Raw genomic sequence first — 14,609 nt, forward strand, 5'->3', positions numbered from 1 at the left:
GCAATAGAAAAGATAAGGATTATTTTTCTTCCTCAATCATTAAAGACAAACGGCTTAAATCCACACCATTATTTAATAATTCGACATTTGGCATCGTTTTATTGGCTTTGGCGGAGAGATCTTTAAAACGTTCAATTTTCCCCACTAATCCTTGCTGTCCCACAAGGGCTGTCACCGTACTGTTATATTGGTTGCTGACGGTAGAAAGGGTATTACCCAATTTCCCCAAGCGTTCTGCCACCAAACAAATTTGATTATAAATCTCACCAGCCTTTTCAGCGATTTCTCTGGCTTCAGCATTGCCCCGCTCAATCCGCCACAAATTCGCCACCGTACGCAAAATGGGCATCAACGTGGTGTGAGAAACCATAATGACATTTTTTTCATAACCATAATTAAACAGGTTCGGATCTTGTTTTAACGCCTCGATATAAGCCGGCTCAAGTGCAATAAACATCAGCACAAAATTGGGGCTACGCATCCCAATTAAGTTGCTGTAATCTTTTCTGTGTAAATCATCCATATGATTTTTTAAAGCTTTCAGATGCTCTCGAAGTAGGCGTTCACGATCAACATCGTCTTTAGAATTGACCGCACTTTCATAGGCATTTAACGACATTTTGCTGTCAATAATCAGGTGCTTTTCATCGGGTAAATTCAACACGAAATCAGGGTAATTCCGTCCGCCTTGCTCATCTTTGAAATGGGCTTGGGCGCTGTAATGCACATTTTCAATCAAACCGGCAAGTTCTAATGCCCGTTCTAATTGCACCTCCCCCCAATTCCCTAGGGTTTTCTTTTCCCCTTTTAAAGCAGAAGTTAAATTGTTCGCCTCTTGCGACATAGTTAAACCAATTTCCAACACCTTTTTAATTTCCGCTTCTAAACCCGCATTGCCTTTTAAGGATTCCGAATGAATTTCATTCACCCGTTTTTGGAAACCTTCAATTTGTTCACGGAAAGGTTTGAGCAACGTTTCTAGGGCCGTTTGGTTGGTTTGATTAAAAGACCGACTTTTTTCATCCAAAATACGATTGGCGAGATTTTGAAATTCAATGCTAAGTTGCTGTTTCGATTGCTCAATATTTTGTTGCTGTTCGGCAAAATGTTTTTCTTTTTCCGCCAAGGTGGTTTTTAACCCTGTCAACTCTTGTGAAAGTGCGGTCAATTTTTCCGTTAAATGTTGTTGTTCCTCTTCTTTGCGTAATAGATGAGTTTGGCTCTGTTGTAGCTGATTTTGTAAACTTTCCGCTTGGGCAGAGGCAATACCAAAACGCTCTTTCAACGCCGTGATCTGTGCCGCAATCTGCTCGTTGCGAGCTTGCTCCTCATCCAATTCTTTGGTGAGATAGGCCATTTTTTCATCCCTCTCACTTAAACGGATTTGCAGCCCCTCACTTTCTGTTTGGGCTTTCACCGCTTTCTGTTCCAACAGATTTTTTTGTTGATTGAGTAAATCAAAACGTTCGGCAAGTTGATTAAAATCGCTATTGGTTTTATTCAAATCTTGCTGTAATTCTTGCACATCGCGCGAACGGCGGGCGAGCAAAAAACAAAGGATAATCAGAATAAAAAGCGATATACCAAGAAGAATAAGAAAAGAAGGGGTCATCCACATTGTCATAATAAGCCTCAAATTTTTATAAATTTTACCACAGAGGATATTGAGGGAGAAAACTGACTGTAAGGTGCTAGTGCGACAACCCCATTTATTTACTTATTTATTTTCCTTATGTATCAGCCCTTTACTTGGGCAATTATTTTAGCTTAGACATCTAACTATCTAGCGATAGCTATATAACAAGTATAGACAAAAGATAAATAATCGATATTCCGGTATAAAAAATCTACCCCCAAAAGTTGAAATTTAATCCAACTTTTTGGGGGCAGATTTAAACAGCGGTTTTTCTAATTATTTTAGCGTTTGATATAACAGTGTTACCATCATAAAAAATACAGTGATAATTAAAACCTTTCTAACAATTTCACCATTTGTTTTTATTGCGTGAATACTCCCAATATGGTTCCCTAATAGACTGGCAATAATCATTGGAATCCCTATCAAAAAAGCCATATTTCCAGAAATAAAAAAAGCAATAAAAGCACCTATATTCGAAGAAAAGTTAAATATCTTTGATGTTGCAGATGCTTGCAATAATGTTAAGTTATTAAACAACGATAACACGATTATAAAAAGACTTCCTGTACCCGGACCAAAAAAACCATCATAAAATCCAACGACAAAACAAACTAAAAAAGTGGTGAAAACAGAATATTTCAGTTCATTTTTGTTATCTTGCATTTTACCTTTAATAAAAGCGGCGAGGAGACCTACAGGGAGTAATACAACGATAACGTATGATATTATTTCTGTAGGAAGGTACAAAATTGTCTTTGCACCAAAATAAGCACCAATAAGTCCAGATACAATGCCGGCAGGAACAATTTTCCAAACAATAGCATTGTTTTTAAAGAAATTTTTTATCGCAGCGACGGTTCCTATTGTACTGACTAACTTTTCTTGCCCTAATGCGAGCTGAGGAGGTAAGCCTGTCAGGATAAATGCAGGTATCAATATCAATCCCGCCCCACCAGATATAGAATCAATATAACCTGCCACAAATGAGGCTACAATTAGAATAACTAGTCCTAGAACTAGACTTGTTTGAATTATACTGCCATCAATAAACATACTTAACCTCTCACTATACTTTTAACATGATGATTACAATCATTTAAACCAATGAAATAACTTTCTCATACAAAGTGTTATTATGCATTTTTTCCTCCTTATTAAATTATTCTTTTGAAACATGAAGCGCTGAAAATGTTTGTGCAGTTGGCATAACTTCAATGCGGTTCACATTGACATGTTCCGGTTGTTGGTTAAGCCACAATACAATATTGGCAATATCTTGTGGACGGATATAATCTACATTTTCATAGAGCTTCTCGGCTTTTTCACTATCCCCTTTAAAACGCACATTGGAAAACTCCGTGCCACCGCAAAGCCCCGGTTCAACATTGCTCACCCTCACTTTAGTGCCGGACAGATCGGCGCGTAAGTTCAAACTAAACTGCTTAACAAAAGCCTTTGTACCACCGTAAACATTGCCTCCCGGGTAAGGATAATTGCCGGCAATCGATCCTAAATTGATGATATGCCCGCTATTGCGTTCAACCATTTCAGGAAGAATGAGGCGGGTTACCGTCACAAGGCCTTTTATATTGGTGTCGATCATTTGCATCCAATCGGCAAGCTCTACCCGATGAGCAGGCTCGAGGCCCAATGCCAGACCTGCATTATTCACCAATAAATCCACCGTTTGCCAGCCTGAAGGACGTGAATTTAGTACTGCTTCCGTTTGGCTCATATCACTGACATCAAACGCCAAAGGTAAGAAATTTTCGCCAAACTCGGCTTGGAGTGCCGCCAGACGCTCGGCACGTCTTCCTGTACCGATAACTTTATACCCATGTTGAATTAAGGTTTTGCAAATGGCTAAGCCAAAACCGGCTGTTGCCCCTGTTACTAATGCGGTTTTCATATTCATGCTGTCCTCATATTCAGAAATAGAGGCGGATAATTATATCTGTTATGTTATTTTTAAAAACCATTTTTTAACACAAATTTAACAATCGTTTTTTTTGAGGGCAAACGTGGCTAAATGAAAGTGTTATGATTTTTATGATGTTTTTGACGCATCGCACTTTTATCACTTGAATTTCTCAAACCCTGCCGCCATATAACGGGCAAGTTTTTTCAAAAAAGGACAGAAGAATGACAACAATCGTCAGTGTGCGCCGTAACGGGCAAGTGGTCGTTGGGGGGGATGGACAAGTTTCCCTCGGCAATACAGTCATGAAAGGTAATGCAAGAAAAGTACGCCGTTTATACAATGGTAAGGTATTAGCCGGTTTTGCTGGTGGCACGGCCGATGCCTTCACGCTGTTTGAATTGTTTGAGCGTAAATTGGAAATGCATCAAGGGCATTTGCTAAAAAGTGCGGTGGAATTAGCAAAAGATTGGCGAACCGATCGAGCATTGCGTAAATTAGAAGCCATGCTGATTGTAGCGGATGAAAAAGAAAGCCTGATCATCACAGGGATTGGCGATGTGGTGCAACCGGAGGAAGATCAAATTTTAGCCATTGGTTCAGGGGGGAATTATGCCCTCTCTGCCGCCCGTGCTTTAGTGGAAAATACGGATCTTTCCGCCCGTGAAATTGTGGAAAAATCATTACAAATTGCCGGTGATATTTGTGTGTTCACCAACACGAATTTCACTATTGAAGAATTACCGAATTAAGGAAAAAATTATGTCTGAAATGACTCCACGCGAAATTGTTTCTGAATTAGATCAACATATTATTGGGCAAGCCGATGCGAAAAGAGCGGTTGCTATTGCACTGAGAAATCGTTGGCGTCGTATGCAACTTCAAGAGCCGCTACGCCACGAGGTTACCCCAAAAAATATCCTGATGATTGGACCAACCGGGGTGGGTAAAACAGAAATTGCCCGCCGTTTGGCAAAATTAGCCAATGCTCCTTTCATTAAAGTGGAGGCCACTAAATTTACCGAGGTGGGTTATGTGGGCAAAGAGGTGGATTCCATCATTCGTGATTTAACGGATAGTGCAATGAAATTGGTTCGCCAACAAGAAATTGCCAAAAATCGTGCGAAAGCGGAAGATGCAGCAGAAGAACGTATTCTGGATGCGTTATTACCACCGGCCAAAAACCAATGGGGCGAGGTGGAAAACCACGATAGCAACAGTAGTACACGTCAGGCATTTCGTAAAAAATTGCGTGAAGGTCAATTAGATGACAAAGAAATCGAAATTGATGTATCCGCCGGCGTTTCTATGGGCGTGGAAATTATGGCACCGCCGGGAATGGAAGAAATGACAAGCCAGCTCCAATCTATGTTTCAAAACCTTGGTAGCGATAAGACCAAAAAACGCAAAATGAAAATCAAAGAGGCATTAAAAACCTTGATTGATGATGAAGCGGCAAAATTGATTAATCCGGAAGAATTGAAACAAAAAGCCATTGAAGCGGTGGAACAAAACGGTATCGTGTTCATTGATGAGATTGATAAAATCTGTAAAAAAGGCGAATACAGCGGCGCCGATGTTTCCCGTGAGGGGGTACAGCGTGATTTACTCCCGTTGGTGGAAGGCTCAACGGTCAGCACCAAACATGGCATGGTGAAAACAGATCATATTTTGTTTATTGCCTCCGGTGCATTCCAAGTGGCACGCCCTTCAGATTTAATCCCTGAACTACAAGGACGTTTGCCGATTCGTGTGGAACTTTCCGCCCTAAGTGCGGCTGATTTTGAGCGAATTTTAACAGAGCCTAATGCTTCCTTAACCGAGCAATATAAAGCCTTAATGGCAACAGAAGGGGTGAATATTGAATTTACCCAAGAGGCCGTGAAAAAAATCGCCGAAGCAGCATTTCGTGTTAATGAGAAAACGGAAAATATCGGTGCCCGCCGTTTACATACGGTGATGGAGCGTTTGATGGATAAAATCTCCTTTAATGCCAGCGATATGAACGGTCAAACCGTCAATATTGATGAAGCCTATGTGGCAGAGGCACTGGGCGAAGTGGTCGAAAACGAGGATTTGAGCCGCTTTATTCTTTAATTAGTGGTGAAAGACAAGGTCCGGTATTTGCCGGACCTTTGTATTTAGTTGAAGGTATCACATTGACTTGGATTACCGGTTTGCAATCCTTTTCTAAACCACATCAAACGCTGGGCGGAAGTGCCATGGGTAAAACTATCCGGCACCACATAGCCTTGACCACGTTTTTGTAGGCGATCATCCCCCACTGCTTCTGCGGCATTAAAGGCCTTTTCTTCATCCCCCCGTTCAAATAAACCGCTTTTCACCGCTTGATTGGCCCAAACTCCGGCAAAGCAATCTGCTTGTAATTCTAATTTTACGGAAAGTTGATTGGCGGTTTTGCGATCGGTACTTTGTTGCGCACGATGAACTTGCCCTAATACTCCGAGCAGATTTTGTACATGATGCCCCACTTCATGGGCAATAACATAAGCAAAAGCAGAATCCCCCGCAGCACCCAGTTTGTTTTTCATATCATTATAAAAAGAGAGATCGAGGTAAACTTTGCGATCATTGGGGCAGTAAAACGGCCCCATTGCCGATTGTCCTGTGCCACAGGCTGTCGAGGTTGCACCGTTATAAAGCACCATAACCGGCTCTTGATATTGGTATCCCATTTGTTTGAAATAGCTTCCCCAAACGGCTTCTGTATCCGCCAACACAACTTTTGATAAACCGGCAAGTTGTTGCTCTTCTTGGCTTTCTAACCGTTGCGAGGATTGACCTGAAAAGTCAGGAGTGCCGACTAATCCGGACAAATCAACACCATAATAAGCACCCACTAATAAAATAATGAAACCTAAAATTCCCGTGCCTTTGCCGCCGCCAAAATTGCCACCGGAACCCCGTCTATCCTCAATATTTGAACTTTCTCTTCTGCCCTGCCAACGCATAACTGCCTCTTTTATTTGTCGTTAAAAATGCCCGCATTCTATCAAAGTGCGGTCATCTTTAAAGCTTTTTTGCAAAAAGATTTACAGTAATTTACATTGTATTTTCTAGACATTCCCACTGCTTTTCAGTATGGTAGCAGGCGAATTTCATCACTAAAAAAGGAATAAAAAATGGGATTATTTGATTTTGTTGGCGATATTGGCAAAAAACTTTTTTCGAAAGAAGAAGATGCATCAAAAGCCGTCACACAACACATTGCAGAAGATAACCCTGGGGTAGAAAATCTTTCTGTTACCGTTGAAAATGGGGTCGCCAATATTCAAGGTGTGGCGTCTACCGCAGCCGCATTAGAAAAAGCCGTATTAATGGCGGGTAATATTCAAGGTATTAGCGCGGTGACAAGTGATGCCACCATCAGCAACGGTGAAACGCTCGCCTCTGATGAAACCTTCTATGTCATTCAAAAAGGCGATACCCTTTGGAAAATTGCAGAAAAAGCTTACGGCAATGGTGCAAAATACACAGCCATTGTTGAAGCGAACAAAGAAGTCATTAAAGATGCAGATAAAATCTTCCCGGGGCAAAAAATTCGCTTACCGAAAGGATTATAAAAATATCATCAATGTGAAAATGGAAAGTGTGGTGCGAAACAACCACACTTTTTTTGTGCCAAAATTTTGTTGATAAAATCATCGAAATAAGACAGATTTTTGTTGATTTATTGTGTATCTATCGACTGGCTGATTTTATTTCGCTATAATTTGCCCGTTTTTTTATCACTATTATTTTTTAATAACGTGTTCGGTGTGAATTTGACCGAGTGCAAAAATAAATTGAGGTTACAAATGGCATTAAATATTGAAACCACCCAAGGTTTAGAACGTCGTGTGGCAATCACTGTTCCTGCGGAAACGGTTGAAAAAGCGACGCGTGAAGAATTTAAACGTGCGGCAAAAAATGTTCGAGTAGACGGCTTCCGTAAAGGGAAAGTTCCGGCTCACATTGTTGAACAACGTTTTGGCGCATCAATTCGTCAAGATGTATTAAATGATTTATTACCACGTCATTTCTTTGATGCGGTAATTGCAGAAAAAATCAACATCGCAGGTCGTCCGACTTTTGCAATCGAAACCTTTGAGCAAGGCAAAGATTTAGTTTTCAATGCTACTTTTGAAGTGTATCCGGAAGTGCAATTACAAGGTTTAGAAAACATCAAAGTGGAAAAACCAACGGTTGAAATCACAGAAGCAGACATTGATAAGATGATCGATGTATTGCGTAAACAACAAGCCACTTGGACAGAAAGCCAAGATGCTGCAAAAGCTGATGATCGTGTAACCATTGATTTTGTGGGTTCTATCGATGGTGAGGAATTTGAAGGCGGCAAAGCCTCCGATTTCGTTTTATTCATGGGTCAAGGTCGTATGATCCCGGGTTTTGAAGAGGGTATCGTAGGTCATAAAGCAGGTGAGCAATTTGATATCGATGTGACCTTCCCGGCGGAATATCATGCAGAAAACTTAAAAGGCAAAGCGGCAAAATTTGCTATTACGTTGAAAAAAGTAGAGAACATGGTATTGCCTGAATTAACCGATGAGTTTGTGGCTAAATTCGGTCCTAACACAAAAACGGTTGAAGATTTACGCACAGAAATCCGTAAAAATATGGAACGTGAATTGAAAAACGCCTTAGTTTCTCGTGTGAAACAACAGGTTATCAATGGTTTGATCGAACAAAATCCAATTGATGTGCCTTCTTCTGCCGTTGAAGAAGAAATTAACGTGTTGCGTAACCAAGCGGCACAACGTTTTGGTGGTAATGCACAACAGGCAGCACAATTGCCGCGTGAATTATTTGAAGCCGATGCAAAACGCCGTGTACAAGTTGGTTTGTTATTCTCTGAAGTGATTAAATCCAACGAATTGAAAGCAGATGATGAACGTGTGAAAACCATGATCGCAGATATCGCTTCTGCTTACGAACAACCGGCTGAAGTGGTTGAGTATTACAGCAAAAATGAAGAATTAATGAACAACATCCGCAATGTTGTGTTAGAAGAACAAGCGGTTGATGCGGTTCTTGCAAAAGCACAAGTGACCGAAAAAGCGTCTTCATTTGATGAAATTATGAATCCACAAGCTTAATTTTCGTTGATTAAAAGTGCGGTCGTTATTTTCAATAAAAACGACCGCATTTTTATTTGTAGTGGTTTCAGGTAAAATAGCGAAAATTTTTTTATACATAATAGGTGAGAAAATGGCTTTAGTTCCTATGGTTGTAGAACAAACTTCACGAGGAGAGCGTTCTTACGATATTTATTCCCGTTTATTAAAAGAGCGTGTGATTTTTTTAACCGGCGAAGTTGAAGATCGCATGGCAAATTTAATTGTTGCCCAATTACTGTTTTTAGAATCGGAAGATCCGACAAAAGATATTAATATTTATATTAACTCCCCGGGTGGCTCGGTCACCGCCGGCATGGCAATTTATGACACGATGCAATTCATTAAACCTGATGTGCGTACCCTTTGTATTGGACAAGCCTGTTCAATGGGAGCGTTTTTATTAGCAGGAGGCACCAAAGGTAAACGTGCAGCCTTACCCCATTCTCGAGTGATGATTCATCAACCTTTGGGCGGATTTAGAGGGCAGGCCTCAGATATTCAAATTCACGCTCAAGAAATTTTAAAAATTAAGCACACCTTAAATGATCGCTTAGCCTTCCACACAGGACAAAGTATTGAACGAATTGAACAAGATACGGATCGTGATAACTTTATGTCTGCCGAAGAAGCAAAAGCCTATGGCTTAGTGGATGAGGTATTGATTAAACGTTAAGGACTCAAGATGACAACAGATAATAAAGATTTACATTGTTCTTTCTGTGGTAAAGAAAAAAGTGAAGTCGATAAGTTAATTGCCGGAACAGAGGGCTATATCTGTAACGAATGTATCGAACTTTGCCACACGATGTTGGAAGAAAGTCATGAAACAGATAATGAAGAGGAAGGGGAAAGTGCGGTTGAAAATGAAGCAAAATTACCTACCCCTCACGAAATTCGTGCACATTTAGATGATTATGTCATCGGTCAGGACTATGCCAAAAAAGTCCTTTCTGTGGCGGTATATAATCATTATAAACGCTTGCGTACCAATCATGACAATCATGAGGTTGAATTAGGCAAAAGTAATATTTTGCTGATTGGCCCGACAGGAAGCGGTAAAACCTTACTTGCACAAACCTTAGCCCGTCAGCTCAATGTGCCTTTTGCCATGGCTGATGCCACCACGTTGACCGAAGCAGGCTATGTGGGGGAAGATGTGGAAAATGTTCTCCAAAAACTGTTACAAAATTGCGACTATGACACGGAAAAAGCCGAGCAAGGCATCATTTATATTGATGAAATTGACAAGATCAGTCGTAAATCGGAAGGGGCATCCATCACTCGGGATGTTTCCGGTGAAGGGGTACAACAAGCCTTATTGAAATTAATTGAAGGCACGATTGCTTCTGTCCCCCCACAAGGCGGACGTAAGCACCCTCAACAAGAAATGTTGAAAGTGGATACCTCAAAAATTTTATTTATCTGTGGCGGGGCATTTGCCGGCTTGGATAAAATTATTTCCAAACGTACTCAAACAGCAACAAGTATCGGTTTTGATGCTAAAGTGGAAAAAGAAACGGAAGATCAATCTTTGTCCGAATTATTCCGTCAGGTAGAACCGGATGATTTAATGAAATTTGGGTTAATTCCTGAATTTATCGGACGTTTACCGATGATTGCGCCGTTAAGTGAATTGGATGAAGAGGCGTTGGTACAAATTCTTACCCAACCTAAAAATGCGTTAACAAAACAATATCAAGCCTTATTTGGATTAGAAAATGTGGAATTAGAATTCACACCGGAAGCCTTAAAAGCCATGGCTAAAAAAGCCCTTGAACGGAAAACCGGTGCGCGTGGCTTACGTTCTATCGTTGAGGCATTGCTACTTGATACCATGTATGATTTACCGTCCATTGAAAACTTGGAAAAAGTTGTGGTGGGAGAAGAAACAGTCATGGAAAACCACGCACCGAAGTTAGTTTATCGTTCTTAGTCTTTGCTTTATAAGAAAGTGCGGTTGATTTTCTGTATTTTTACGTTTCCTATTTTTCAATAGGAAATTAACAAAGAAAATGCTACAATCGCACGTTCTTAATTTTCCCCTTTTTAAACGGATTCAATTATGACAACTGAAATTGTTGATAAAAAGAAAAAAACAGAAGAGCCGGTGGAAGGTAAATCAAAGGGTCTAAATACATTACTTTGGATTTTAGTCGTGGTTTTCTTTGCGGCTGCCGCTATCGGTAATGTCTATTTCCAAAAAGTTTATTCAACACCGGTTCGTGTGATCGGCATGGCAGTGGCACTGGTGTTAGCCCTCATTTTTGCGGCCATCACCAATCAAGGTGTAAAAGCACGCAACTTCTTTAAAGAAGCAAGAAATGAAGCGCGTAAAGTGGTCTGGCCAAACCGTTCAGAAACCCGCCAAACCACACTAATCGTTATCGGTGTGACCATTATCGCTTCCTTGTTCTTTTGGGCGGCGGACTCTATTATTGTGTCAATTATTAACTTCTTAACCGATTTGAGATTCTAAAATGACGGAAGAAACAACAGTATCAAAAAAACGTTGGTATGTTCTGCAAGCGTTTTCCGGTTTTGAAAGCCGTGTTGCATTAACTTTGCGTGAATATATTAAACAACACCAAATGGAAGATCAGTTTGGTGAAGTCCTTGTGCCAACTGAAGAAGTGGTCGAAAATGTCGCAGGAAAACGCCGTAAAAGCGAGCGTAAATTCTTTCCGGGCTATGTGCTTGTTGAAATGGAAATGAACGATGATACATGGCATTTAGTGAAAAGTGTGCCACGCGTGATGGGCTTTATCGGTGGAACACCGGATAAACCGGCTCCTATTTCCAAACGTGAAGCGGATATTATCTTAAACCGCTTGGAACAAACGGCAGATAAACCTCGCCACCGTAATGAATATCACCCGGGTGAAGAAGTGCGTGTTACCGAAGGGCCATTTGCTGATTTCAATGGTACCGTAGAAGAAGTCGATTATGATAAAGGTCGATTGAAAGTATCCGTTTCTATCTTCGGTCGAGCCACGCCGGTTGAGTTGGAATTTGGTCAAGTGGAAAAGAGCGCATAATTAAAAAATTTATATTGAAATAGGGGAAGACAAAATCTTTCCCTATTTTTATATGTTTCTTTTAAACAAGAAAACAAACATTAATTAATAGATATTTTATGAGTAAATTTTTAATCGCAATCTTGTTTGGTTTATCCATCTTTTCTCTTTCTGCAAAGGATATTGATACTTTTATTACTGACAATTACCCTAATGTCAGTGAAATGGACAAAAGCTGTCGTTTTATGAGAACAGAGCGTTCAGATTTTGCTCCCTCCCTGTGTATTGAAGATGTTATCTCAAAAGATTTTCGCTCAAAAAATGATAATCTTTATATCATTGTATTAGGAGGGGAAAACAGTAGTGGATGCCATTTATGCCCTGGTCTAATTGATCTCTATGCTTACACTAAAGAGGGAAAATATATTGTCGAAAAAGGAATTGAGATCGGTAGCTGGGGTTCTCCCCCGAAACTTTGGTCATTTAGCAAATTGAAAAATGGTCAAGTTCTTATCTCGGTTGAGGATCTCTTTTTTCAGGGAGGAGAATTTTCTTGTAGTAAATATACTTTTACCGTATCCAATTCAAAATTTATTCGTAAAACAACAGAAGTCTGCTCCCCTACTTCTCCTTAATATTTTTTACAAGATTACTCTGTAGCAAAGTGAGAACCAAAGTATTTGAATGTAGTGAAAAATAAAATTTCTGTTTGAAATCTATACCTTTATTCTATATAATCCGCATCCTATTTATAAGCCGTTCATCGGCTTATATTTTTGTGTGGCACTTTTATGATAGGTGTCAAAATCATCGGGGAGCTATTTTATAGCGTGATTACCCAACTAGAGGAAAATTAAAATGGCAAAAAAAGTCCAAGCCTACGTTAAGTTGCAAGTTGCAGCGGGTATGGCAAACCCATCACCACCGGTTGGTCCTGCATTAGGTCAACAAGGTGTGAACATTATGGAATTCTGTAAAGCATTCAACGCTCGTACTGAGAGCTTAGAAAAAGGTTTACCAATTCCTGTTGTGATCACGGTTTATGCAGACCGTTCATTTACCTTCGTTACAAAAACCCCACCGGCAGCCGTATTATTGAAAAAAGCTGCAGGGATCAAGTCCGGTTCAGGTAAACCGAACAAAGATAAAGTAGGTAAAGTGACTTTAGATCAAATCCGTCAAATCGCTGAAACTAAAGCTGTTGATATGACCGGTGCGACTATTGAAACGAAAATGAAATCAATCGCTGGTACAGCTCGTTCTATGGGCTTAGTAGTGGAGGAATAATACGATGGCTAAATTGACTAAAAAAATGAAAGCAATCAAAGCTGGCGTAGATTCTACTAAAGCATATGAAATCAACGAAGCCATTGCATTGTTAAAACAATTCGCAACAGCTAAATTCGTTGAAAGCGTTGATGTCGCAGTAAACTTAGGTATCGATCCTCGTAAATCTGATCAAAACGTGCGTGGCGCAACCGTGTTACCACATGGTACTGGCCGTGAAGTTCGTGTTGCTGTGTTCACCCAAGGTGCTAACGCAGATGCGGCTAAAGAAGCAGGTGCTGATTTAGTGGGTATGGAAGATTTAGCAGAGCAAATCAAAAAAGGCGAAATGAATTTCGATGTGGTTATCGCTTCACCTGATGCAATGCGTGTTGTTGGTCAATTAGGTCAAGTATTAGGCCCTCGTGGTTTAATGCCAAACCCTAAAGTTGGTACCGTAACACCAAACGTTGCAGAAGCAGTGAAAAATGCTAAATCTGGTCAGATCCGTTATCGTAACGATAAAAACGGTATCATCCACACCACAATTGGTAAAGCAAACTTCTCTGAAGCGCAATTAAAAGAAAACCTTCAAGCATTATTGGCTGCTTTAGCGAAAGCAAAACCAAGCACAGCAAAAGGTATCTTTATCAAGAAAGTTAGCATTTCTACCACCATGGGTGCAGGTGTTGCAGTTGATCAAACCTCACTATAATGGTGATAAAAACCTTATGAAATTCATAAGTGACGAATAAAATATTGAGCTCTGTATATACAGGGCTCAAATTTTTTGAGCTTAAGTCTATTCCCCCCCTTTTTACCTAGAGCTTATTTATGACATATTCAATTGAAGACTTCATCCGATTAATCGCACAGCTTCGCCATCCTGAAAAAGGTTGCCCTTGGGATTTAAAACAAAATTATGAATCAATGATCCCTTGTCTTATCGAAGAAACCTATGAAGTGGTTGATGCCATTCAGAAAAAAGACATCCGCAATTTACGCGAAGAATTGGGCGATTTACTGCTCCAAGTGGTTTTCTTTAGTCAGCTCGCTTCAGAAGATCAGTATTTTAATTTTAATGATGTGTTAAATGACGTGGCCGAAAAAATTGTTCGCCGTCATCCACATGTTTTTGCAGATGCGACAGCCGGAAATGAAGAGGAAGCCCTTGCCCGCTGGAATAGCATTAAAGCCTTAGAAAAATCCAAAACACAAAATCAATCCATTTTAGATAAAATTCCCTCTGCTTTTCCTACACTAATGAGAGCGCAAAAATTGCAGAAACAATGTTCAAAAATAGGTTTTGACTGGACTGAAATTTCCCCTGTTTTTGAAAAAATTGAAGAAGAATTGCAAGAAGTAAAAGAGGAAGTGAATAAAAATCCACAAAATAGGGAAAGTCTTGAAGAAGAAATCGGCGATTTGTTCTTTGCCACCGTCAATTTATCCCGTCACTTAAAATGCAATGCTGAAGAAAGCTTACGCAAAGCAAATCATAAGTTTGAACAACGTTTCCGTAAGGTTGAACAAAAAGCCAAAGAAATGGGAAAAGAATTGACCGCACTTTCTTTAATCGAAATGGATGTGTTGTGGGATGAGGTAAAAAAAGAAGAGAAAATAGCGAGCTAATG

16 protein-coding genes are annotated in these 14,609 nt (G+C 40.1%); 12 read left to right on the forward strand and 4 right to left on the reverse strand.

The genetic code is table 11. From position 1 onward, the window contains the following. Nucleotides 1-19 precede the first annotated feature (19 nt). The 3 genes from BKK48_RS04935 to BKK48_RS04945 form a co-directional block, all read right to left on the reverse strand. A complete protein-coding gene (locus BKK48_RS04935) occupies nucleotides 20-1,612 on the reverse strand; it encodes a DNA recombination protein RmuC (RefSeq protein WP_425271807.1) in 1,593 nt (530 codons plus the stop codon). A 300-nt stretch (nucleotides 1,613-1,912) separates the two neighbouring features. Next, entirely contained in the window at nucleotides 1,913-2,692 is a 780-nt protein-coding gene (locus BKK48_RS04940; protein ID WP_077427052.1) for a sulfite exporter TauE/SafE family protein, read from the reverse strand. Nucleotides 2,693-2,798: 106 nt separating this feature from the next. Beyond that, nucleotides 2,799-3,548: an SDR family oxidoreductase gene (locus BKK48_RS04945; RefSeq protein WP_077427149.1), complete on the reverse strand. Its 750-nt coding sequence runs from the start codon at nucleotides 3,546-3,548 to the stop codon at nucleotides 2,799-2,801. Between the two features lie 233 nt (nucleotides 3,549-3,781). Here BKK48_RS04945 and hslV point away from each other — a divergent pair, with 233 nt between their 5' ends. Together hslV and hslU are read left to right on the forward strand one after the other, a co-directional pair. Further along, on the forward strand, nucleotides 3,782-4,309 hold the full coding sequence (gene hslV, locus BKK48_RS04950) for an ATP-dependent protease subunit HslV (protein WP_077417532.1): 528 nt from the start codon (nucleotides 3,782-3,784) through the stop codon (nucleotides 4,307-4,309). A gap of 10 nt (nucleotides 4,310-4,319) precedes the next feature. Next, the gene (gene hslU / locus BKK48_RS04955; RefSeq protein ID WP_077417534.1) at nucleotides 4,320-5,654 is read left to right on the forward strand and encodes an HslU--HslV peptidase ATPase subunit; all 1,335 of its coding nucleotides are present in this window, start codon (nucleotides 4,320-4,322) and stop codon (nucleotides 5,652-5,654) included. A 44-nt stretch (nucleotides 5,655-5,698) separates the two neighbouring features. Here hslU and ypfJ read toward each other — a convergent pair whose 3' ends face one another. Further along, nucleotides 5,699-6,529, reverse strand: a complete 831-nt coding sequence (ypfJ, locus tag BKK48_RS04960) for a KPN_02809 family neutral zinc metallopeptidase (protein ID WP_077427053.1) — start codon at nucleotides 6,527-6,529, stop codon at nucleotides 5,699-5,701. A gap of 171 nt (nucleotides 6,530-6,700) precedes the next feature. On the opposite strand from ypfJ, the gene lysM reads away from it, so the two are divergent. From lysM to mazG, 10 genes are all read left to right on the forward strand, one after another. Beyond that, nucleotides 6,701-7,141: a peptidoglycan-binding protein LysM gene (lysM, locus tag BKK48_RS04965; protein WP_077427054.1), complete on the forward strand. Its 441-nt coding sequence runs from the start codon at nucleotides 6,701-6,703 to the stop codon at nucleotides 7,139-7,141. Between the two features lie 234 nt (nucleotides 7,142-7,375). Then, the gene (gene tig, locus BKK48_RS04970) at nucleotides 7,376-8,674 is read left to right on the forward strand and encodes a trigger factor (RefSeq protein WP_077427055.1); all 1,299 of its coding nucleotides are present in this window, start codon (nucleotides 7,376-7,378) and stop codon (nucleotides 8,672-8,674) included. A 112-nt stretch (nucleotides 8,675-8,786) separates the two neighbouring features. Continuing rightward, a complete protein-coding gene (gene clpP, locus BKK48_RS04975) occupies nucleotides 8,787-9,368 on the forward strand; it encodes an ATP-dependent Clp endopeptidase proteolytic subunit ClpP (RefSeq protein ID WP_077427056.1) in 582 nt (193 codons plus the stop codon). 9 nt (nucleotides 9,369-9,377) lie between these two features. Next, the gene (clpX, locus tag BKK48_RS04980; protein ID WP_077427057.1) at nucleotides 9,378-10,628 is read left to right on the forward strand and encodes an ATP-dependent protease ATP-binding subunit ClpX; all 1,251 of its coding nucleotides are present in this window, start codon (nucleotides 9,378-9,380) and stop codon (nucleotides 10,626-10,628) included. A gap of 129 nt (nucleotides 10,629-10,757) precedes the next feature. Further along, nucleotides 10,758-11,171, forward strand: a complete 414-nt coding sequence (secE, locus tag BKK48_RS04985; RefSeq protein WP_077427058.1) for a preprotein translocase subunit SecE — start codon at nucleotides 10,758-10,760, stop codon at nucleotides 11,169-11,171. 1 nt (nucleotide 11,172) lies between these two features. Next, nucleotides 11,173-11,730 carry a transcription termination/antitermination protein NusG gene (nusG, locus tag BKK48_RS04990; protein WP_077427059.1) on the forward strand — a complete coding sequence of 186 codons (558 nt, stop codon included), beginning with the start codon at nucleotides 11,173-11,175 and terminating at the stop codon, nucleotides 11,728-11,730. A 98-nt stretch (nucleotides 11,731-11,828) separates the two neighbouring features. After that, on the forward strand, nucleotides 11,829-12,344 hold the full coding sequence (locus BKK48_RS04995) for a hypothetical protein (protein ID WP_077427060.1): 516 nt from the start codon (nucleotides 11,829-11,831) through the stop codon (nucleotides 12,342-12,344). A 223-nt stretch (nucleotides 12,345-12,567) separates the two neighbouring features. Beyond that, nucleotides 12,568-12,996, forward strand: a complete 429-nt coding sequence (gene rplK / locus BKK48_RS05000) for a 50S ribosomal protein L11 (protein ID WP_077427061.1) — start codon at nucleotides 12,568-12,570, stop codon at nucleotides 12,994-12,996. Nucleotides 12,997-13,000: 4 nt separating this feature from the next. Then, nucleotides 13,001-13,690 carry a 50S ribosomal protein L1 gene (gene rplA, locus BKK48_RS05005; RefSeq protein WP_077427062.1) on the forward strand — a complete coding sequence of 230 codons (690 nt, stop codon included), beginning with the start codon at nucleotides 13,001-13,003 and terminating at the stop codon, nucleotides 13,688-13,690. A 119-nt stretch (nucleotides 13,691-13,809) separates the two neighbouring features. Further along, nucleotides 13,810-14,607, forward strand: a complete 798-nt coding sequence (mazG, locus tag BKK48_RS05010; protein ID WP_077427063.1) for a nucleoside triphosphate pyrophosphohydrolase — start codon at nucleotides 13,810-13,812, stop codon at nucleotides 14,605-14,607. Nucleotides 14,608-14,609: the final 2 nt, after the last annotated feature.

The organism is Rodentibacter heidelbergensis, assembly GCF_002000125.1.
In the GTDB taxonomy this organism is placed as follows: domain Bacteria; phylum Pseudomonadota; class Gammaproteobacteria; order Enterobacterales; family Pasteurellaceae; genus Rodentibacter; species Rodentibacter heidelbergensis.

Coding starts and splice junctions, on each gene's coding strand:
- hslV (WP_077417532.1), top strand. CDS start 3,782: ATGACAACAATCGTCAGTGTGCGCCGTAACGGGCAAGTGGTCGTTGGG.
- BKK48_RS04945 (WP_077427149.1), bottom strand. CDS start 3,548: ATGAAAACCGCATTAGTAACAGGGGCAACAGCCGGTTTTGGCTTAGCC.
- mazG (WP_077427063.1), top strand. CDS start 13,810: ATGACATATTCAATTGAAGACTTCATCCGATTAATCGCACAGCTTCGC.
- BKK48_RS04995 (WP_077427060.1), top strand. CDS start 11,829: ATGAGTAAATTTTTAATCGCAATCTTGTTTGGTTTATCCATCTTTTCT.
- hslU (WP_077417534.1), top strand. CDS start 4,320: ATGTCTGAAATGACTCCACGCGAAATTGTTTCTGAATTAGATCAACAT.
- clpP (WP_077427056.1), top strand. CDS start 8,787: ATGGCTTTAGTTCCTATGGTTGTAGAACAAACTTCACGAGGAGAGCGT.
- tig (WP_077427055.1), top strand. CDS start 7,376: ATGGCATTAAATATTGAAACCACCCAAGGTTTAGAACGTCGTGTGGCA.
- rplA (WP_077427062.1), top strand. CDS start 13,001: ATGGCTAAATTGACTAAAAAAATGAAAGCAATCAAAGCTGGCGTAGAT.
- secE (WP_077427058.1), top strand. CDS start 10,758: ATGACAACTGAAATTGTTGATAAAAAGAAAAAAACAGAAGAGCCGGTG.
- ypfJ (WP_077427053.1), bottom strand. CDS start 6,529: ATGCGTTGGCAGGGCAGAAGAGAAAGTTCAAATATTGAGGATAGACGG.
- nusG (WP_077427059.1), top strand. CDS start 11,173: ATGACGGAAGAAACAACAGTATCAAAAAAACGTTGGTATGTTCTGCAA.
- lysM (WP_077427054.1), top strand. CDS start 6,701: ATGGGATTATTTGATTTTGTTGGCGATATTGGCAAAAAACTTTTTTCG.
- BKK48_RS04940 (WP_077427052.1), bottom strand. CDS start 2,692: ATGTTTATTGATGGCAGTATAATTCAAACAAGTCTAGTTCTAGGACTA.
- rplK (WP_077427061.1), top strand. CDS start 12,568: ATGGCAAAAAAAGTCCAAGCCTACGTTAAGTTGCAAGTTGCAGCGGGT.
- clpX (WP_077427057.1), top strand. CDS start 9,378: ATGACAACAGATAATAAAGATTTACATTGTTCTTTCTGTGGTAAAGAA.
- BKK48_RS04935 (WP_425271807.1), bottom strand. CDS start 1,612: ATGACCCCTTCTTTTCTTATTCTTCTTGGTATATCGCTTTTTATTCTG.